The organism is Pseudomonas sp. 2,4-D (assembly GCF_030418155.1).
GTDB lineage: Bacteria > Pseudomonadota > Gammaproteobacteria > Pseudomonadales > Pseudomonadaceae > Aquipseudomonas > Aquipseudomonas alloputida.
This window is the reverse complement of record NZ_JAUHUI010000044.1, coordinates 25,155-42,282: the sequence shown is the minus strand read 5'-3', so window position 1 is coordinate 42,282 and position 17,128 is coordinate 25,155. Positions and strand designations below refer to the sequence as shown.

Here is a 17,128-nt window from a genome sequence, read left to right as displayed (position 1 = left end):
CTTCTCTGGTGATCACTGCGCTGGCACTGCTGACGGGCGCCTTGTCCTTCATGGTTTGAAGCACTCAGGGCGCCGCTCGGCGCCCCTCTGACTCACCCAAGAACAACAACAGAGTAACCATCATGTCCCGATTTCTTTTCCGTGGGGCCACTTGTGGCCTGCTGTGCGGCTGGCTGCCTGTGGCCGGTGCCGCCGGTTTCATCGAAGACAGCAAGCTCAAGCTGCAGTTGCGCAACGTGTATTTCAACGAGAATTTCCGTGACGAGCAGGGTATGAGCGCCCGCGCCGCCGCCACTGCCAAAAGCGAACGGGTGGAATGGGCTCAAGGCTTTCTGCTCGATTACCAGTCCGGCTTCACCCAAGGCACCCTCGGCCTGGGGCTCGACGCCTTGGGCCTGGTCGGCTTCAAGCTCGACTCCGGCCGTGGGCGCAGCGGCACCGGGCTGCTGCCAGTGCATGACGATGGCCGCGCGGCCGACGAATTCGCCAGCGCCGGTATCACGGCCAAGGCCCGTCTGGGCAGCACCGTGGTCAAGCATGGCACCTTGCTGCCCAAGACGCCGGTATTGGTGTACAACGATGCGCGGCTGCTGCCGCAGACTTACCAGGGAACCCAGCTGACCAGCACCGACATCGACAACCTCACCCTTACTGCCGGCCACCTGGATCGCTTCAAACAGCGCGACTCATCCGATAGCACCGGGTTGTACCTGGACGGGTATGGCGGCCCAGCGTCTGGTGATTTCAGCTTCGCTGGTGCTGACTACGCCGTCAGCAAGCAACTGCGCCTGAGTTATTTTCATGGCGAGCTCGAGCATTTCTACCGCCAGGACTTCGCCGGGCTGGTGCACGATCTGCCGCTGGGCGGCGGCGTGCTGACCACCGACCTGCGTTACTTCAAAAGCCGCGACAGCGGTACGGCGTATGGCGGTGGCATCGACAACGACATGTTCAGCAGCCAACTGTCGTACGCCCACTCCGGGCATACCGTCGGCGCAGGTTACCAGGTGCTCGATGGTGAAGCGGGGCTGCCGTATATCAGTGGGGCAACGGTCTATTCGTTCAGCAACGTCGGCATCGGCAAGTTCATCGAAGAGGAAGAGAAGACCTGGATGGCCAGCTACGCCTACAACTTCGCTGCCGCCGGGGTACCGGGGCTGACCTTCATGACGCGCTACCTGAGTGGCGACAATGGCCGCTCAGGTGGCGAGGGCATCAAAGAATGGGAGCGTGACGCCGAGATTGCCTACGTGGTGCAGGGCGGACCGCTGAAAGGGCTGGGCGTAAAGCTGCGAAACTATGTGTATCGATCAGATTTCGCCCGCGGCCGAGACAGCAATCGCCTTTACCTGACCTACGATATCGCCATCTGGTGATGGCGCAGGCCGGACAAGATATCCGGCCCTGAACCACCTGAGGCGCCGTGGTTCAGCGGCGCAGCAGGCGAGAGACCACCAGAGTGACGGCGGCGGTGATGGCCAGTGCGGCGAAGGGCTTTTCCTTGACGAACGAGGACACCCTGTCCAGGGTGTCGCCGTAGGTCTTGGTCACCTGGCCTGCGGCCTGACGCGCATCGCCTTCGGCTTCCAGCGCCGGGTCTTCGACCAGGCGACCTACGGCGCTTTGCGCCTTGCCAGCCAGGTCTTCTGCTACACCTTCGATCTGTTCGCGTTTCATGATGGCTTAGTTCCTTCCTGTGAGCGGCTTTGGGTTAACAGCACAGGGTTAGGGCGGTGAATCGTCGCAATGGTTCAAAGCGACTGTTTGTCACCTGCAGGTCATGCGCGCCGGCATAGAGTCGCACCTGGCATGAGCGCGCGAGGTTAGCGCGCCTTCTTTTCGAGGATCCGCGCCCCGGTCCCTTCCTTGCCCAGCACATCCTCGGGGTTGCGCAGCGGGCAGTCCTCCAGCGACAGGCAACCGCAGCCAATGCAGTTGTCGAGGCTGTCGCGCAGTGCTTCCAGTGTGCGAATGCGGGCATTCAGGTCTTCGCGCCAGGCCGTGGACATCTCGCTCCATTGTGCTGCTGTGAGCTTGCTGTTGGGGGCATAACGGCTGAAGGCCTGTTTGATTTCCTCAAGCGGAATTCCCGTGCGCTGGGCTACCTTGATGATCGCCAGGGTACGCAGCACCAGCGAGGGATAGCGGCGCTGGTTGCCTGCCGTGCGGACGCTGGCGATCAGCCCCTTGGTTTCGTAGAAGTGCAGCGCAGACACCGCCACGCCGCTGCGCTTGGCCACTTCACCCACTGTGAGCATCCGTGTGTTGTCCGCTGCCATGCCTGTTGACCTCAAGTTAAGTTGAGCTCTTATAGTCCTGCCCGATCTTCCCTGCAACCGCTTTCCCTGTGATCGGAGCTGAGCATGAACAATCGGACGTTACTGGCCTGGGCCGGCGCTGTTGCCGGTGCGCTGGCCGCTGCCTATGCGCTGGTGGGAAGCGGCTCGGCGCCGCCCGCTGCGGCGGTGTGGCCGGCGACCAAGGTGGCGCTGGCCACGGCCGAGCAGGTGCAACTGGCGCGGCAGCGCTTTGCTTCGGGGGAGTTGGAGGCGGTCAACCAGGTGCAGGTGGCGGCCGAGATGGCAGGGCGTATTACCCGCATCGCCTTCGAGTCGGGGCAGACGGTAGCGGCCGGGCAGTTGCTGGTGCAGCTCAACGATGCACCCGAGCAGGCCCTGCGCGTGCAGTTGCAGGCCAGGTTGCGTAACGCTGACGTGGTGCTGCAGCGCAGCCGCAAACTGCGCGCGATGAATGCCGTGTCGCAAGAGCTGCTGGACAACGCAGCCACGGCCGTGGACGTGGCCCGTGGTGAGCTGCAGCATGTCGAGGCGCTGATCGCGCAGAAGGCCATTCGCGCACCGTTTGCCGGCAAGCTCGGCATCCGCCGTGTGCATCAGGGCCAGTACCTGGGCGCTGGCGAGACCATCGTCAGCCTGGCCGACATCAGCCAGTTGCATGTGAACTTTGCCTTGGGCGAGCAGGCCGCCCCCGAAGTGCACGCCGGGCAGGCGCTGGCACTGACGGTGGACGCGGTGCGTGGGCAAGACTTCCAGGCGCGGGTGGTGGCGGTCGACCCGGTTGTCAGCAAAGCACGCCTTGTACAGGTACAGGCGGCCTTGCCGAACCCGCAAGGGCAGTTGCAGCCGGGTATGTATGCCGGCGTGCGGCTGGATGCTGCGCAGCCGTCGACCGTGCTGGCCGTGCCGGAAACCGCGATTACCTACACCGCCTACGGGCAGACGGTGTTTGTCGCTACCCAGGACCCGCAGCATGGCACCCGGGTGAGCCGGGTGCAGGTAACCACCGGTGAGCGCTGGCAGGGGCGGGTGGAAATCACCTCCGGCCTGACGCCCGGCGACCGTGTGGTGGTTTCCGGCCAGCTGAAACTGAGTGATGGCATGCCGGTCGAGCCAGTGGCGCAGGACAGCCTGCAGGCTAGCCAGGGAGGGCGGCAGTCGTGAGGTTTACCGATGTCTTCGTGCGCCGCCCGGTGCTGGCGCTGGTGGTCAGCAGCCTGATCATCCTGATGGGGCTGTTTGCCATGGGCAAGTTGCCGATCCGCCAGTACCCGTTGCTGGAAAGCTCGACCATTACCATCAGCACCGAGTACCCCGGTGCCTCCGCCGAGTTGATGCAGGGTTTCGTGACGCAGCCGATCACCCAGGCGGTGTCGTCGGTCGAGGGCATCGACTACCTGTCCTCGTCGTCGCAGCAGGGGCGCAGCCTGATCACCTTGCGCATGGTGCTCAACCGCGATTCGACCCAGGCGCTGGCCGAAACCATGGCCAAGGTCAACCAGGTGCGCTATCGCCTGCCGGAAAAAGCCTACGACCCGGTGGTGGAGCTGTCGGCAGGCGACTCCACTGCCGTGGCCTATGTGGGGTTTGCCAGCGACAGCCTGTCGATACCGGAACTGAGCGATTACCTGTCGCGGGTGGTGGAACCGCAGTTCTCCGGTATCGACGGCGTGGCCAAGGTGCAGTCGTTCGGCGGGCAGCGCCTGGCCATGCGCCTGTGGCTGGACAGTGAACAGATGGCCGGGCGCGGGGTGACGGCGGCGGACGTGGCGCAGGCGGTACGTGCCAACAACTACCAGGCAACGCCGGGCCAGGTGCGCGGGCAGTATGTGCTGGCCGATATCCAGGTGGACACCGACCTGACCCGGGTCGAAGACTTCCGTGAGCTGATCATCCGCAACGATGGCACCGACCTGGTGCGCCTGCGCGATATCGGCACCGTCGAGCTGAGTGCGGCGGCCACGCAGACCAGCGCCACCATGGACGGCAAACCTGCCGTGCACCTGGGGCTGTTCCCTACGCCCAGCGGCAACCCTCTGGTGATCGTCGAGGGTATTCGCCAACTGCTGCCACAGATCCAGCAGACCTTGCCGCCTGGTGTGAAAGTGGCGCTGGCCTATGAAACCGCACGCTTCATCGATGCGTCGATCCATGAAGTGCTGCGCACCTTGGTGGAGGCGATGCTTATCGTGGTGTTGGTGATCTGGCTGTGCCTGGGTTCGCTGCGCAGCGTGCTGATCGCGGTGGTGGCCATTCCGCTGTCGATGCTGGGGGCTGCGGGCCTGATGTTGATGTTTGGTTTCAGCCTCAACCTGCTGACCTTGCTGGCGATGGTGCTGGCCATCGGCCTGGTGGTGGACGATGCCATTGTGGTGGTGGAAAACGTGCACCGGCATATCGAGGAGGGCAAGTCGCCGGTCGCGGCAGCATTGGCCGGGGCGCGGGAAATTGCCGGGCCGGTGATCGCCATGACCCTGACCTTGGCGGCGGTGTATGCGCCCATTGGCTTGATGGGCGGGCTGACCGGCACGCTGTTCCGTGAGTTTGCCTTGACCCTGGCGGGGGCGGTGATCGTGTCCGGCATTGTGGCGCTGACCTTGTCGCCGGTGATGAGCTCGTTACTGTTGCAACCCGGGCAGCAGCATGGCGCGATGGCCAATAGGGCGGATCGGTTGTTTGCTGCGTTGACGGGTACCTATGGGCGGGTGCTGGCCTACACCTTGTCACATCGCTGGATCGGCGGTGGCGTGGCGCTGCTGGTGTGTTTGAGCCTGCCCTGGCTTTACCTGCTGCCCCAACGCGAGCTGGCGCCGCCCGAGGACCAGGCAGCGGTGCTGACCGCCATCAAGTCGCCGCAGCATGCCAGCCTTGAATATGCGGAACGCTTTGCGCTGAAGCTTGACCAGGTGATGAAGTCCATCGCCGAAACCACCGACACCTGGATCATCAACGGCACCGACGGCCCGGCCGCCAGTTTCGGGGGTATCAACCTCAGCGCCTGGCAGGCGCGCGAGCGGTCCGCCGCACAGGTGCAGGCGCAGTTGCAGCAGGCCGTGGCGGATATCGAAGGCAGCAGTATCTTTGCCTTCCAGGTCGCTTCGCTGCCGGGCTCCAGTGGCGGCCTGCCGGTGCAAATGGTACTGCGCAGCGCCCGGGATTATCCAGAGCTGTACCAGACCATGGAGGTGCTCAAGCAGCGCGCCCGCGACAGCGGCCTGTTCGCCGTGGTGGACAGCGACCTCGACTACAACAACCCGGTGGTCAAGGTGCGCGTCGACCGGGCCAAGGCGGCTAGCCTGGGCATCAGCATGCAGGCCATTGGCGAGTCACTGGGTGTGCTGGTGGGCGAGCAGTACCTCAACCGCTTTGCCCTGTTCGGGCGTTCCTACGACGTGATCCCTCAGAGTATCCAGGACCAGCGCCTGAGCCCTGCGGCGCTGAACCGACAATACGTGCGCGCCGAAGATGGCAGCCTGGTGCCGCTGGCCACGGTGGTGCACCTGGAAATCGAAGTGGCGCCCAACCGCCTGTTGCAGTTCGATCAGCAGAACGCCAGTACCCTGCAGGCCATCCCGGCGCCGGGGGTGTCGATGGGTAGCGCCGTGGCCTTTCTCGAACAGCTCACCGGTGAACTGCCGCCGGGCTTCAGCCACGACTGGCAATCGGAATCGCGCCAGTATGTGCAGGAGGGCTTTGCCTTGATGTGGGCGTTTCTTGCTGCGCTGGTGGTGATCTACCTGGTGCTGGCGGCTCAGTACGAAAGCCTGGTTGACCCACTGATCATCCTGGTGACTGTGCCGCTGTCGATCTGCGGTGCGCTGCTGCCGCTGGCGCTGGGCTGGGCCACGCTGAACATTTACACGCAGATTGGCCTGGTGACGCTGATCGGCCTGATCAGCAAGCACGGCATCCTGATGGTGGAGTTCGCCAACGAGATTCAGGTGCGCGACAACCTCGATCGTGCCGCCGCCATTGTTCGCGCGGCGCAAATACGCTTGCGGCCAGTGCTGATGACCACGGCGGCGATGACTTTTGGCGTGCTGCCACTGCTGTTCGCCAGCGGCGCCGGCGCCAACAGCCGTTTTGGGTTGGGGGTGGTGATTGTGTGCGGGATGCTGGTGGGGACCTTGTTCACCTTGTTCGTGCTACCGACGATCTACGCCTGGCTGGCACGCGATCACCGGGTGAGCACGGCGCGGGCGAGGCAGTTGGTCGAAGCTGAAAGGCAACTGGGGGCGCTTTAGGGGCAACGGTCTGTTCATTAGCTGAAAGTTGCACCATCCCTGTACGAGCGGGTTCAGGCGGGGGAGCGGTCGCGGCGCATCTGGGTGACCAAGGTAAAGCGGTCATCCGGGTGCACGGTCTCGGAAACCGCCATCAAATCACCATTTTCCTCGCGGTAGTGGCGGATGATCTTCAGCCCCGGCGAGCCCGCCTCGGCCTTCAGCGCCCGGGCCATTTCCGCAGTCAGCAACACCGCACGCACCTGCTGGTCGACCACTGCGATTGCCCGGCCGTAGTGCTGTTCGATCAAGCCGGCAATCAGCTGGTCAGGGTGCTCGCGGGCCAGCTCGATGACCGCGATGTAGTCGCGCTGTGCATACACGTCTACCCAGCACAGCGGCGCGCCATCGTGCTGCCGGTCGACGCGGATGCTCGACACGCAGAAGTAATGCTCCCCCGGCACCAGCCCCAGCCTCGCCGCCTCGCTCAGGTCGGCGACAAAGTGGCGCACGCCCTGGATTTCCCGCTGCTGGGTGTCTGCCAGGTGCGCCAGGTCAGCCACACTGGGCAACGACTGCGAATAGCCGCCGCGCGGGCTGCTGGCCTCCACCCGGGTGCCCACGCGTTTGCGGCGCGACACCAGCCCTTGGGTGAGCAGCTGGTTGATAGCGGCACGCACCGTGTGCCGGCTCACATTGTAAAGGTCGCACAGCTCGAACTCGGTCGGCAGCAGGCTGCCCACCGGGTAGCGGCCGCTGGCAATCGCTTGCATCAAGTCCTTTGCCACGGTGGAGTAGCGCGTCGGGTTCATACCTTTGCTCGGGCTCGCCAATTTCATCGGTTGACAGTGTAACAGCGGCCGAATGCCGAGCGCTCCGGCCGCCCACAGAGGTCGATACCGCCGTCAATGCTGCTGCCTGGCTCGCAGCAGCAACGCTGCCAGGGCACACCCGACCAATGCCAGGCACGCCAGGTAGAACGCATCACTGTAGGCCATCAGGTAAGCCTCTCGCCGAATGGTCGCCGCCAACGCTTCCAGCATTTGCTGCTGATGCGGCAGCCAGCTTTGCACCGTCTGGTTGATACGCGCCTGGACGCTTGGCTCGAACAGCGTCACCTGCTCGTGAATGCGCTCACTATGAAAGCGTTCACGGGTTGCCACCAGTTGCGTCAACCCGGCCGTGCCGATGGCGCCACCCAGGTTGCGCAACATCGAGAACACCGCCGAGGCTGAGCCGGCCTCACGCTTGTCCAGCCCGGCCACCGCCAGCACCGATAACGCAACCATGATGAAAGGCTGGCCAATACCACGTACCACCGTGGACGGGATGATCACGTTGTCGGCACTGTCGGCGCTCAGGCTAGCCCCCAGCCAGCAGCCCAGCGCCATGATCAAAAAGCCGCTGGCGACCATGAACTTGGCACTGGTCCAGCCCATCAGCCGGGGCATCAACGGCGCCAGCAGCAACTGCACCACGCCATAGGCGATCAGCGCCACGCCCACGTCGTGCGCGCTGAACCCCTGCAACTGCGAGAGGTAGTTGGGCACCAGGAACACCAGGCCGAACGTGGCAGCGCCAAAGATGAACATCGCCACGCTGGCGACACCGAAGTTGTAGTGCCCGAGCAAGCGCAGGTTGATGAACGCGCGCTGGCCGAACAGCTGGGTCACCACGAACACCACCAACGCAATGGCAGCGACCACGCTCATGCCGACAATGAGCGGCGAGCCGAACCAGTCCAGCCGACCGCCTTCTTCCAGCACGATCTGCAAGCCGCCCAGGCCGATCACCATGGCGGCGATACCCAGCCAGTCACCTTTGCGTAGCAGCTCAAGCTTCATGGGCTTGGCCTCGATCGACCAGGCGATGGCCAACAGCAGCGCAATGCCGGGGAAAAGTTGCAGATAGAAGATCCAGCGCCACGAATAGGCATCGGTCAGCCAGCCGCCAATCGACGGCCCGGCGGCCTGTGCCACGCTGTTGGCCAGGCTGAACAGCGCCATGCCCATGGCCATCTTGCTGGCCGGCAGTTCGGTGATGATCAGCTGGAACGACAGGGGAATCAGCACCGCGCCCGCAGCCCCCTGGATCACCCGGATTACAATCATCGCCTCCAGGTTGGGCGCCCATGAGCAGGCCACCGAGGCGATCAGAAAGATGAGCGAGCCGGTCCACATGACCCGGCGCAGCGAGAACACGTCCACCAACCAGGCCGTCAGCGGAATCATCACGATTTCCGCCACCAGGTAGGCGGTGGAAATCCATGAGCCTTCCTCGAAGCTGGCACCCAGCGAGCCGCGGATTTCCGGCAGTGCGGCGCTGGTGACATGCACGTTCATGCCCGCCATGAAGCAGCCGAACAGGCCGCCAAGCACCGCTACCCAGGCACGCAGCGAGACCGTTTGCTCAGTGCGCATCGGCAACCTCTGCGGGGCGTGTGTCGACTGTACTGACCACCGACATGCCGGGCAGTACCTGCGGGCCATCCAGCGGTTTGTCGAGCAGAATGCGCACCGGGAAACGCTGGACGATCTTGGTGAAGTTGCCGGTGGCGTTGTCCGACGGCAGCAAGGCGAAGACATTGCCCGAGGCTGGCGAAAAACTGGCCACATGGCCATGCAGTGGCTGGCTGGCGAAGCTGTCGACACGTATTTCTACCGGTTGCCCGGGGCGCATGCGGGCCAGTTGGGTTTCCTTGTAGTTGGCCACCACATAGGCTTGCTGCAGGGGCACCACAGCCAGCAGCGGCTGGCCCGGCACCACGTACTGGCCGGTGCGCACGCGGCGCTGGCCGACCACGCCGGTGATCGGCGCGCGGATCACGGTGTCCTGCTCGTCCTGCTCGGCGAGCTGTTGGTGGGCCTGGGCGCGTGCCAGGGCCGCAGCCCGTTGTTGCTGTTTGGCCTCGGCCTGGGCTGACTGGGCCTTGGCCATGGCCAGTTGTGAGCGTTGCTGGCGCAGCGCGGCCTGGGCACCTTGCAGCGCGGCTTGTGCCTGGCTGGCATGGGCACTGGCGGTTTCCAGGCGCTGCACGGTCGCTGCGTCGTCACGCACCAGGCCACGGTAGCGTTGGACATCCAGTTCACTGCGACGCTGTTCGGCGGTGGCGCTGCGCACGACGGCCTCGGCCTGCAGGATGGCTTGCTGTTGCTGGTCGATGCGCTCGGTCGCTACCTGTTGGCTGGCCTGGGCGGCGGCCAGTGCCGCCTGTGCCTCGGTCACGCCAGCCCGGGCCTGGTCGAGGCGGGCGCGGTAGTCGCGGTTTTGCAGGCGCACCAGCACATCGCCGGCTTTCACCGGCTGGTCGTCAGCCACCTCGACCTCGGCTACGTAGCCCGCCACGCGTGGGCTCAGGGCCACCCAGTCGGCGCGGACGTAGGCATCGTCGGTGGTTTCCAGATAGCGGCCGGTGCTGAACCAGTAGCTGGTGAAGGCCAGCAGGGTGATTGCGGCCAGGCTGCCGCTGGCGATGACTGCCAGGCGGCGACGGGTTTTAGCGCTCGGCCGCTGTTCAGTTTCGGCGGGTGAGGGTTTGTCTACGGCAACATTCATGGTTGGTTTCCATTCTCGAATTGGACCTGCTGGCTGTCGGTTGTGGGTGCAACTGTCTTGCTCGATTTCTAAAAGCTGGCGCGATCCGTGTGGGAGCGGGCTTGCCCGCGAACACGGGCGAAGCCCGTGCCATCCACCGCGGTGTATTCTTCGCGGGTAAACCCGCTCCTACAGTGGGCGGTGCTCGCTGCTGGTCTTGCTTCTCGCTACCACCGCCCGCCCAGCGCGCGGAACAGGTTTACCTGCGCTTGCGCCAGGCGCCCTCGGGCTTCTGTGTGTCTGGCCCGCAGGCTGATCATTTCGCGCTCGCTGTCGAGCAGGGCCAGCCCGTCCACGGTGCCGGCGCGGTAGTTACCCTGGGCCAGGGCAAAGCTGTGCTGGCTGTGCGCCAGGGCTGCGTCCAGCGCCTGCAACCGTTGTCGCTCGCCGTCGTAGCGGGCCAGTGCCTGGCGCACGTCTTTCAGCGCGCTCAGCGCCACGCCGTGGTAACGGGCGACCTGTGCCCGCTGCAATGCCTCGGCTTTGCTCACCCGTGCGCGGTTGGCCTTCAGGTTGGGAAATTCCCAGCGGATCAGCGGGCCAATGCCGAACATCACCGCGCGGCTGTCGCCGAGGTTGGCAAGGTGATGGTCCGAAGACGTCAACGAAGCGCCGAAGCTGACCTTTGGGTAAAGGTCGGCCCGCACGATGTCGGTCTCCAGGGTGGCCGCTTGCAGTTCCCGTTCGGCCTGGCGCACATCTGGCCGGCGTTCGAGCAAATGCCAGCCATCGCCAGCCGGCAGCGGCGTCGACAGCGTGGGGATGGCTACGCAGGTCGTGGGCTCGTCCACCGAGGCCTGGCCACTGAGCATGCTCAGTTCGTAAAGCGCTATCTGCCGCCGGGCTGAGAGCATCGGCAGTTGCGCACGCTCCTGTTCCCGCAAGCCCAGCAGGCGCTCGCTGTCGAGGGCAGTGGCCACACCGGCCTGGCGCTGGCGCTGGCTGAGTTGCACGCTGTGGTCGAGGGTTTGCAAGGCCTGCTTCGCTGCCTCCAGGCGCGCCGCGTAGGTGCACTGGTCGATGTAGGCGCGGGTGGTCTGGGCGACCACCTGCAGGCGTACCAGGTCTAGCGCCGCAGCGCTGGCTTCGGCTTGCACCCTGGCACGTTGGATGGCGGCGCGTACCTGGCCCCAGATGTCCACCTGATAGGCCAGCTCGATGCCCGGGTTGAATTGCCATTGCGACGGCGCATTGCTGTCGGTCGCCTCGGCCAGCGTCTGGTCAGCGGCGCTTCTGCCATAGGTAGCGGCAACGCCTATGTCGGTAGACGGCCAGCGCCTGGCGTCGAACTCGCCGATGCCAGCCAGCATGGCCTGCACGTTGGCCTCGGCCTGTGCCAGGCCTTGGTTGTGCGCCAGGGCTTGCTGTACCCAGCGATTGAGTTGGGGGTCTTGATACAGTGCCCACCAGCGTTCGGGCAGGGGCTGTTTGCTGACGCCGGCCGGCATGTTCGCCAGCGGGTCTGCCTGCAGCGCTAGAGGGGGTTCGGCAGGAGTGGATTGGTGGCCGCACGCCGCGAGTGCAGCGAGCATGCCGAGGGCTGTGGCAAGCCGGGCAGGGCCGGGAAATGAGTGCAGTAAGGGCATCACGATTGTCGCTCAAGGGTCGTGACACGAGGTTAACGAGGGTTGCATGGGCGTCGCTGTCGCAAGCGGGACAACCCTGCGCGCAAGCGGGACAACCTGAGGCTCAGTACTCGCGCGCGGTACCGTTTTGCCAATCACTCGGCGCATAGCCGAGGATGCGCTTGAACATGGCAGTAAATGCGCTGGCGCTCTGGTAGCCGTGCTCCAGCGCAACGTTCAGGATCGGCTTGTCATCGGCCAGGCACTGCTGGCTGAGCATCACCCGGGCACGGGCGCGCCATTGGCCATACGACATGCCCACCTCGCGCTGGAACAGCCTGGCCACACTGCGGGCACTCATGTTCAGTTGAGCGCCGCATTGCTCCAAGGTCAGGTCCTGAGCCGGGTCCTGCAGGAAGCGCTCGCACCAGGCACGCAGCCGCGCCTGTTGCGGCAATTGCACAAAGGCATCGATGCACCTGGCAGTGGCCAGCTCACACTGAATCAGTGCCCGCACGTGCTCGCCGTCACGTCTGTCAAGCATGCGTGACGCAGCCAGGATCAACTCGTGCAGCAGGCCGGATACCACGATGACCTGGCAGCGCTCGACCCGTGCCTCAAACAGCAAGGTACGCATGCAGACCACGCCCTCCATGCGGATGGCATGGCTGACCCCGGCGGGCATCCACAACGCATGCCCGCCGGGGATCACCCAGCTACCGCCCTCGCTGCTGACCCGCATCACACCGCTGGCAGCGTAGATCAGCTGGTCTTCGGCGTGGCAGTGGCTGGCGACCTGTTCGCCGTGACCATAATCCATTTCCAATGCTTGCATGCGGGGCATCCTCGGTATTGGATCCGATTATACGGCGGCTTATTGATGCTGGATTGCGAAGATTGGCTGTTCGGCGCAATTATTCGGCGCCCGATCTCGCAGGCGCTGGACATGTTGTGGCAAGCACATGGTGGCCCTGACCTGATCCCTACGCAGACACCTCAAAACCATCCGACACAAGGCCTGATGGGCCGGGCCATCGCGGTGAGTGCCTCCTGCTCACGCCCGGGTGGGCAAGCTCATGTGCAGCAAAGGGAACGGGCGACCTTCGCCATCCAGCGGTGAACGGCCAGTCTGGACGAAGCCATAGTGCTGATAGAACGCTGTTGCCTGTGGGTTCTGCTCGTTGACATCGACACTCATCGCACTGCGTGACTGGCGGCCGAAATCCAGCAGTGCACGGCCAATGCCCTGGCGGTGGTGCGCTGGATCGACGAAGAGCATTTCCACATGGTTTTCATTGAAGCCGATAAAGCCCAGTGGCTGGTCATCGGTGTCTTCCGCAACCCACAGGTCGACGGCCGGGAAGTACACGTCGCGCAGCTGTGGCAATAGTGCGTCGATGTCGGAGGGTTGCAGGAAGTGGTGCGTCGCGCGAACAGCGCGCAGCCAGATGTCGAGCAGCTGCGGGTAGTCTGCAGCGATGCCTTGGCGAATGATCATGTTGTCATCCTGGGTGTATTGATGGCGGATGGGCGCGCCAGTGAGCGGCGGCCATGCAAGTGTCGGCATCATGAATGACCGCTTCGCGAGTCAACGCCTGGGCGGTGCACGGCAGGGGAGGCCGGAAGGGAAGAGAGCGGAAGATTACCCCGGTCGCGCAGTAGGGGGCAATGGCGATTGCATAAAGTGCAGTGCAGGTTTCGACTCGGCTAGGATGCATGTCGATGCTGGAATTGAACCCGAACAACAAGCACGGCCCGGGAGCACCCATGAACCGCAACGAACTGCGCAAAGCCGATATCAACCTGATGGTGGTATTCGAAGCGCTGATGCAGGAACGCAACCTCACCCGTGCCGCGGAGAAGCTGTTCGTCGCCCAGCCCACGGTCAGCGCCGCGCTGGCCAGGTTGCGCGCGATGTTCAACGACCCGTTGCTGGTTCGAGTGGGCAACCGCATGGAACCCCCGGCCAGGGCCGAAGAGGTGATCAAGTACCTCACGCCAGCCTTGGATGCGATGTCTGTCGCCCTCAGCATGACCCATGATTTCGACCCGCTGACCAGCAAGATGACCTTCCGCATCGGTTTGTCCGATGATGTCGAGTCGGGGCTGTTGCCGCCGTTGCTGCGGGCGCTGCGGGTGGAGGCACCGAATGTGGTGGTGGTCGTGCAGCACGTGGATTACTGGCGCATTCCGGACTTGCTGGCCGCAGGCGATGTGACGGTCGGCATCAGCCAGACCAAGGGGCTGCCGGCCAACGCCAAGCGCAAGGTGCTGCGCACGATGCAGGGCAGGGTGGTGCGGGCCGACAAATCAGCCACCCCACTGACGTTGGATGAGTTCTGTGCCCGCCCGCACGTTCAGGTATCGCCCACCGCCAATACGCAGGGTGTGGTCGATGACTGGCTGAAAGAGATTGGCCGCGAACGCAAGGTGGTGTTGTCGGTGCCGCAGTTCAGCGCGCTGCCGGCGATTCTGGCCGGGACCGACCTGCTGGCCTGCTGCCCCGACTATGCCGCCCACGGCATGGAGCGCTGGGGCAACCTGCAGGCCGAGACGCTGCCGTTCGAGACGGCTGCGCTGGAGCTGGCCATGGTCTGGCTGAGCACTACCGACAGCGACCCGGCCGAACGCTGGCTGCGCAGCCGCCTGCAGCAATACATGAGCGGCGAGCGTGAAGTGGCGATCGGGCTCTAGCCGCGATCATTGTGCGGATGACTACCGGGCAAGCCTTGTTCGGGCGCATGAGCGATTTCCTTATCTGCTAAAACAATCAATGGGTTGACGCGGCCCGTGTAGGGGCGACCTTGTGTCGCGATGGGCCGCGCAGCGGCCCCAGGGTTTGAGCCAACCTGCATCATTTGCCGGGGCCACCTTGCGCCCCATTGCTCTGTTCTCTGCACGATCCCCCGCAACCGCCCGTGATCGCTTAGAACGTGCCTTGCAACGTCACCATGAAGTTGCGTGGCTCGCCATAGAAATTGCCCCACGCCGGCGCACCGATGGTGGCGTAGTACTTCTTGTCGAACAGGTTGTTGCCGTTTAGCGCGACCGTCCAGTTCGGGTCGATGCGGTACTGCACGCGGCCGTTCCATACGGTGTAGCCCGCCTGCTCGACGCGGGTAGTGCCGGTGGTACGGAAGTTCTCGCTCTGGCTGTTCAGGCCGGCGCCGACGGTGAAGCGCTCCAGTGCACCGCCCAGCTGGTAGTCACCCCACACCTTGAGCATGTGCCGCGGGATGAAGCTGGAGGTGAAGGTCAGCTCGGTGGGGTCGGTGTCTTCGATGGTACTCAGGTACTTGGTCTGGGTGTACGTGTAACCCGCCAGCAGCTGCAGCCGCTCGATTGGCGAGCCGCTGATCTCGGCCTCGAAACCCTGCGCACGCACCTTACCGCTGTCGGTGTAGCAATAGCCGTCGCCTGACGGGCAGGCTTCGTTGTAGTCGGTTTCCGCGCGGTGATTCTCGATGGTGCGGAACAGGTTGAACGAGGTGTTCAATGCGCCATCAAGCAGCTCGCCCTTGATGCCGATCTCGTAGTTGGCACCGGTCTTGGGCTGTAACGCTTGCCGCTCGGCATTCACCTTGTCGCTCTGCGGCTGGAAGATGTCGGCGTAGCTGGCGTAGGCGGTCCACTGGTCGTTCAGGTCGTACAGCACGGCGGCGAACGGCGTGACCTGGCCGTTTTCTTCACTGCGGTTATGTACCCAGTAATCGTAGAGCTGGGTATAGGAGTCGCTCTTGTTGCGGTACCAGCTGACCCGCGCGCCCAGCACCAGGGTCAGCGGCTCTGCCAGCTTCAGCCGCAGGTTGGCGTAAGTGCCGTACTGGGTGGTGGTGGAGTCGGTTGGCACGCTGCCACCGCGGCTCGGGTTGACCAGGTAATCGGCCTTGGACGGGTGTGTGAAGTTCGAGGATGGGTTGAACGGGTCCTGCTTGCCGTCCAGCAGCATCAGCGCGAAGTAATCATGGGTTTTCTGTCGGCTGGCGTTGACCCCCATGATCAGCTCGTGCTGCAGGCCGAACGCCTCGAACTTGCCATCGACATAGCTATCGAAGCCGTAGTCGTCTTGGTCGTAGTCGAAACGGCCGGCCCGGACGTTCATGCTGGCGGTGCTGGCGCCGACTGGTACCGTGCCTTCGGAATAAGCGTATTCGATGTCCTGGGTGTTGTGGGTGTAGATCGAGGCGAAGTTCAGGGTCCAGTCATCGTTGAAGCGGTGCTTGAGGTCGGCAAAGCCGGTAATACGCTGGCTTTGCATGTCGTTCCAGCTGGCCCCCAGGCAGGTGGAGCGCGACAGCTTCAGGTCACTGCCATCGGCGTAGCGTGGCAGGCCGGCGTAGCACGGGGTGGCATCGACATCCTCGTAAGCCAGGCCAAAGCCCACGGTGGTGTCGGCCGTGACGTCCCAGTCGATGGCGCCGTACAGTATCTGGTCCTGGCGCTTGGCCGTGTCATAGAAGTACTGGCGGTCCTGCAGCGTCGCCACGGCGCGCCCCCGCACGGTGCCCGACGCGTTCAGCGGGCCGCCCACGTCCACTTGCCCGCGGTAGTTGTCCCAGCTGCCGGCTGACAGGGTGACGGTGGTGGCGGCTTTTTCCTGCCCCCGTTTGCGCACGAAGTTGACGCCCCCGGCGGAGGAGCCAGAGCCTTTCATCATGCCGGCCGCACCTTTAAGCACCTCGACGCGGTCATAGAACGCCATGTCGCTGGAAAAGCTGTTGGCCTGCACGTAGTTGCCGCCCACGTCCAAGGGCACGCCGTCGTACTGGTACTGGCCATCCAGGTTGAAACCACGGGAATAGAAATACTTGCCGCCCATGGGCGAGTCATACACGGTGATGCCCGGGGTCTTGTCCAGTACCTGCTCCAGTGTGTTGAGGTTCTGGTCGTCGAGCATCTTGCGGGTCATCACGGTGACCGACTGCGGGGTTTCTTTCAGCGTGTGTACGCCCTTGCCGATGGTGATGGCACGGGCGGCGTAGGACTGGGTGCCTTCGCTGGTCGCATCCAGGCGGTTGGCGTCGATGTTCATCGGCGCCAGTTCCATGGCCGAACCGTTTTGCGCAGGGACCAGCACATAGCCGCCATTGCCCTGACGTTGCGCCTGCAGGCCACTGTTGCCCAGCAGCCGCGCCAGACCTTCCTCGACACTGAAGCTGCCTTCCAGGCCCGCGCTGTCGAGGTTGCGCGTCTGTGCGGTGTCGAACGAAATGGTCACACCCGCCTGTACGCCAAACTGGGTGATGGCGTTGCCCAGTGAGCCAGCAGGGACATGGTAGGTGGCCTGGCTTTGGGCCATTGCCTGGGCAGGCATCAGCAGCAGGCCGGGCGCGCTGGCCAGGGACATGCCGAACAGCACCAGGCGGACGGCCTGGCTGAGCTTGGTAGCTGGGGTAGGGTGCAGGTGTGGCATTTCGTGGTCCTTCCGAGTCATGGCAGAAAGTCGCTG

General features: G+C 64.2%; 13 protein-coding genes. 4 read left to right on the top strand and 9 right to left on the bottom strand.

Annotated features, from left to right (window positions below):
- Positions 1–122 precede the first annotated feature (122 nt).
- Entirely contained in the window at positions 123–1,376 is a 1,254-nt protein-coding gene (locus tag QYE47_RS23050; protein ID WP_014591837.1) for an OprD family porin, read from the top strand.
- A 52-nt stretch (positions 1,377–1,428) separates the two neighbouring features.
- On the opposite strand, the gene QYE47_RS23045 is transcribed toward QYE47_RS23050, so the two are convergent.
- Together QYE47_RS23045 and soxR are read right to left on the bottom strand one after the other, a co-directional pair.
- Complete coding sequence (locus tag QYE47_RS23045) at positions 1,429–1,677, bottom strand: CsbD family protein (RefSeq protein WP_014591836.1); 249 nt, start codon at positions 1,675–1,677, stop codon at positions 1,429–1,431.
- A 146-nt stretch (positions 1,678–1,823) separates the two neighbouring features.
- Entirely contained in the window at positions 1,824–2,279 is a 456-nt protein-coding gene (soxR, locus tag QYE47_RS23040; RefSeq protein ID WP_003247276.1) for a redox-sensitive transcriptional activator SoxR, read from the bottom strand.
- An 84-nt stretch (positions 2,280–2,363) separates the two neighbouring features.
- Here soxR and QYE47_RS23035 point away from each other — a divergent pair, with 84 nt between their 5' ends.
- Both QYE47_RS23035 and QYE47_RS23030 read left to right on the top strand, forming a co-directional pair.
- Positions 2,364–3,461, top strand: a complete 1,098-nt coding sequence (locus QYE47_RS23035; protein WP_014591834.1) for an efflux RND transporter periplasmic adaptor subunit — start codon at positions 2,364–2,366, stop codon at positions 3,459–3,461.
- Positions 3,458–6,541: a MexW/MexI family multidrug efflux RND transporter permease subunit gene (locus tag QYE47_RS23030; RefSeq protein ID WP_301159136.1), complete on the top strand. Its 3,084-nt coding sequence runs from the start codon at positions 3,458–3,460 to the stop codon at positions 6,539–6,541. Before QYE47_RS23035 ends, QYE47_RS23030 begins: the two co-directional genes overlap by 4 nt.
- A gap of 53 nt (positions 6,542–6,594) precedes the next feature.
- On the opposite strand, the gene QYE47_RS23025 is transcribed toward QYE47_RS23030, so the two are convergent.
- The 6 genes from QYE47_RS23025 to QYE47_RS23000 all read right to left on the bottom strand — a co-directional run bounded on the left by QYE47_RS23025 (position 6,595) and on the right by QYE47_RS23000 (position 13,177).
- Positions 6,595–7,332, bottom strand: a complete 738-nt coding sequence (locus QYE47_RS23025; RefSeq protein ID WP_014591832.1) for a GntR family transcriptional regulator — start codon at positions 7,330–7,332, stop codon at positions 6,595–6,597.
- A 93-nt stretch (positions 7,333–7,425) separates the two neighbouring features.
- Entirely contained in the window at positions 7,426–8,940 is a 1,515-nt protein-coding gene (locus QYE47_RS23020; protein ID WP_014591831.1) for a DHA2 family efflux MFS transporter permease subunit, read from the bottom strand.
- Positions 8,930–10,075 carry an HlyD family secretion protein gene (locus tag QYE47_RS23015; protein ID WP_014591830.1) on the bottom strand — a complete coding sequence of 382 codons (1,146 nt, stop codon included), beginning with the start codon at positions 10,073–10,075 and terminating at the stop codon, positions 8,930–8,932. Before QYE47_RS23015 ends, QYE47_RS23020 begins: the two co-directional genes overlap by 11 nt.
- 206 nt (positions 10,076–10,281) lie before the next feature.
- Complete coding sequence (locus tag QYE47_RS23010; RefSeq protein ID WP_080557814.1) at positions 10,282–11,700, bottom strand: efflux transporter outer membrane subunit; 1,419 nt, start codon at positions 11,698–11,700, stop codon at positions 10,282–10,284.
- Positions 11,701–11,803: 103 nt separating this feature from the next.
- Positions 11,804–12,514: a helix-turn-helix transcriptional regulator gene (locus QYE47_RS23005; protein ID WP_014591828.1), complete on the bottom strand. Its 711-nt coding sequence runs from the start codon at positions 12,512–12,514 to the stop codon at positions 11,804–11,806.
- Positions 12,515–12,733: 219 nt separating this feature from the next.
- Complete coding sequence (locus QYE47_RS23000; protein WP_070384166.1) at positions 12,734–13,177, bottom strand: acetyltransferase; 444 nt, start codon at positions 13,175–13,177, stop codon at positions 12,734–12,736.
- A 224-nt stretch (positions 13,178–13,401) separates the two neighbouring features.
- Between QYE47_RS23000 and QYE47_RS22995 the strand changes: the two genes are divergently transcribed.
- Positions 13,402–14,373 carry a LysR substrate-binding domain-containing protein gene (locus QYE47_RS22995; RefSeq protein WP_014591826.1) on the top strand — a complete coding sequence of 324 codons (972 nt, stop codon included), beginning with the start codon at positions 13,402–13,404 and terminating at the stop codon, positions 14,371–14,373.
- Between the two features lie 232 nt (positions 14,374–14,605).
- Here the strand turns inward: QYE47_RS22995 and QYE47_RS22990 are convergent, their stop codons facing one another.
- Positions 14,606–17,092: a TonB-dependent receptor gene (locus QYE47_RS22990; RefSeq protein WP_014591825.1), complete on the bottom strand. Its 2,487-nt coding sequence runs from the start codon at positions 17,090–17,092 to the stop codon at positions 14,606–14,608.
- Positions 17,093–17,128: the final 36 nt, after the last annotated feature.

Excerpts from the sequence above, each read along its gene's own strand:
- QYE47_RS23050 (WP_014591837.1), top strand. The coding sequence starts at position 123 with ATGTCCCGATTTCTTTTCCGTGGGGCCACTTGTGGCCTGCTGTGCGGC.
- QYE47_RS23045 (WP_014591836.1), bottom strand. The coding sequence starts at position 1,677 with ATGAAACGCGAACAGATCGAAGGTGTAGCAGAAGACCTGGCTGGCAAG.
- soxR (WP_003247276.1), bottom strand. The coding sequence starts at position 2,279 with ATGGCAGCGGACAACACACGGATGCTCACAGTGGGTGAAGTGGCCAAG.
- QYE47_RS23035 (WP_014591834.1), top strand. The coding sequence starts at position 2,364 with ATGAACAATCGGACGTTACTGGCCTGGGCCGGCGCTGTTGCCGGTGCG.
- QYE47_RS23025 (WP_014591832.1), bottom strand. The coding sequence starts at position 7,332 with ATGAACCCGACGCGCTACTCCACCGTGGCAAAGGACTTGATGCAAGCG.
- QYE47_RS23020 (WP_014591831.1), bottom strand. The coding sequence starts at position 8,940 with ATGCGCACTGAGCAAACGGTCTCGCTGCGTGCCTGGGTAGCGGTGCTT.
- QYE47_RS23015 (WP_014591830.1), bottom strand. The coding sequence starts at position 10,075 with ATGAATGTTGCCGTAGACAAACCCTCACCCGCCGAAACTGAACAGCGG.
- QYE47_RS23010 (WP_080557814.1), bottom strand. The coding sequence starts at position 11,700 with ATGCCCTTACTGCACTCATTTCCCGGCCCTGCCCGGCTTGCCACAGCC.
- QYE47_RS23005 (WP_014591828.1), bottom strand. The coding sequence starts at position 12,514 with ATGCAAGCATTGGAAATGGATTATGGTCACGGCGAACAGGTCGCCAGC.
- QYE47_RS23000 (WP_070384166.1), bottom strand. The coding sequence starts at position 13,177 with ATGATCATTCGCCAAGGCATCGCTGCAGACTACCCGCAGCTGCTCGAC.
- QYE47_RS22995 (WP_014591826.1), top strand. The coding sequence starts at position 13,402 with ATGCTGGAATTGAACCCGAACAACAAGCACGGCCCGGGAGCACCCATG.
- QYE47_RS22990 (WP_014591825.1), bottom strand. The coding sequence starts at position 17,092 with ATGCCACACCTGCACCCTACCCCAGCTACCAAGCTCAGCCAGGCCGTC.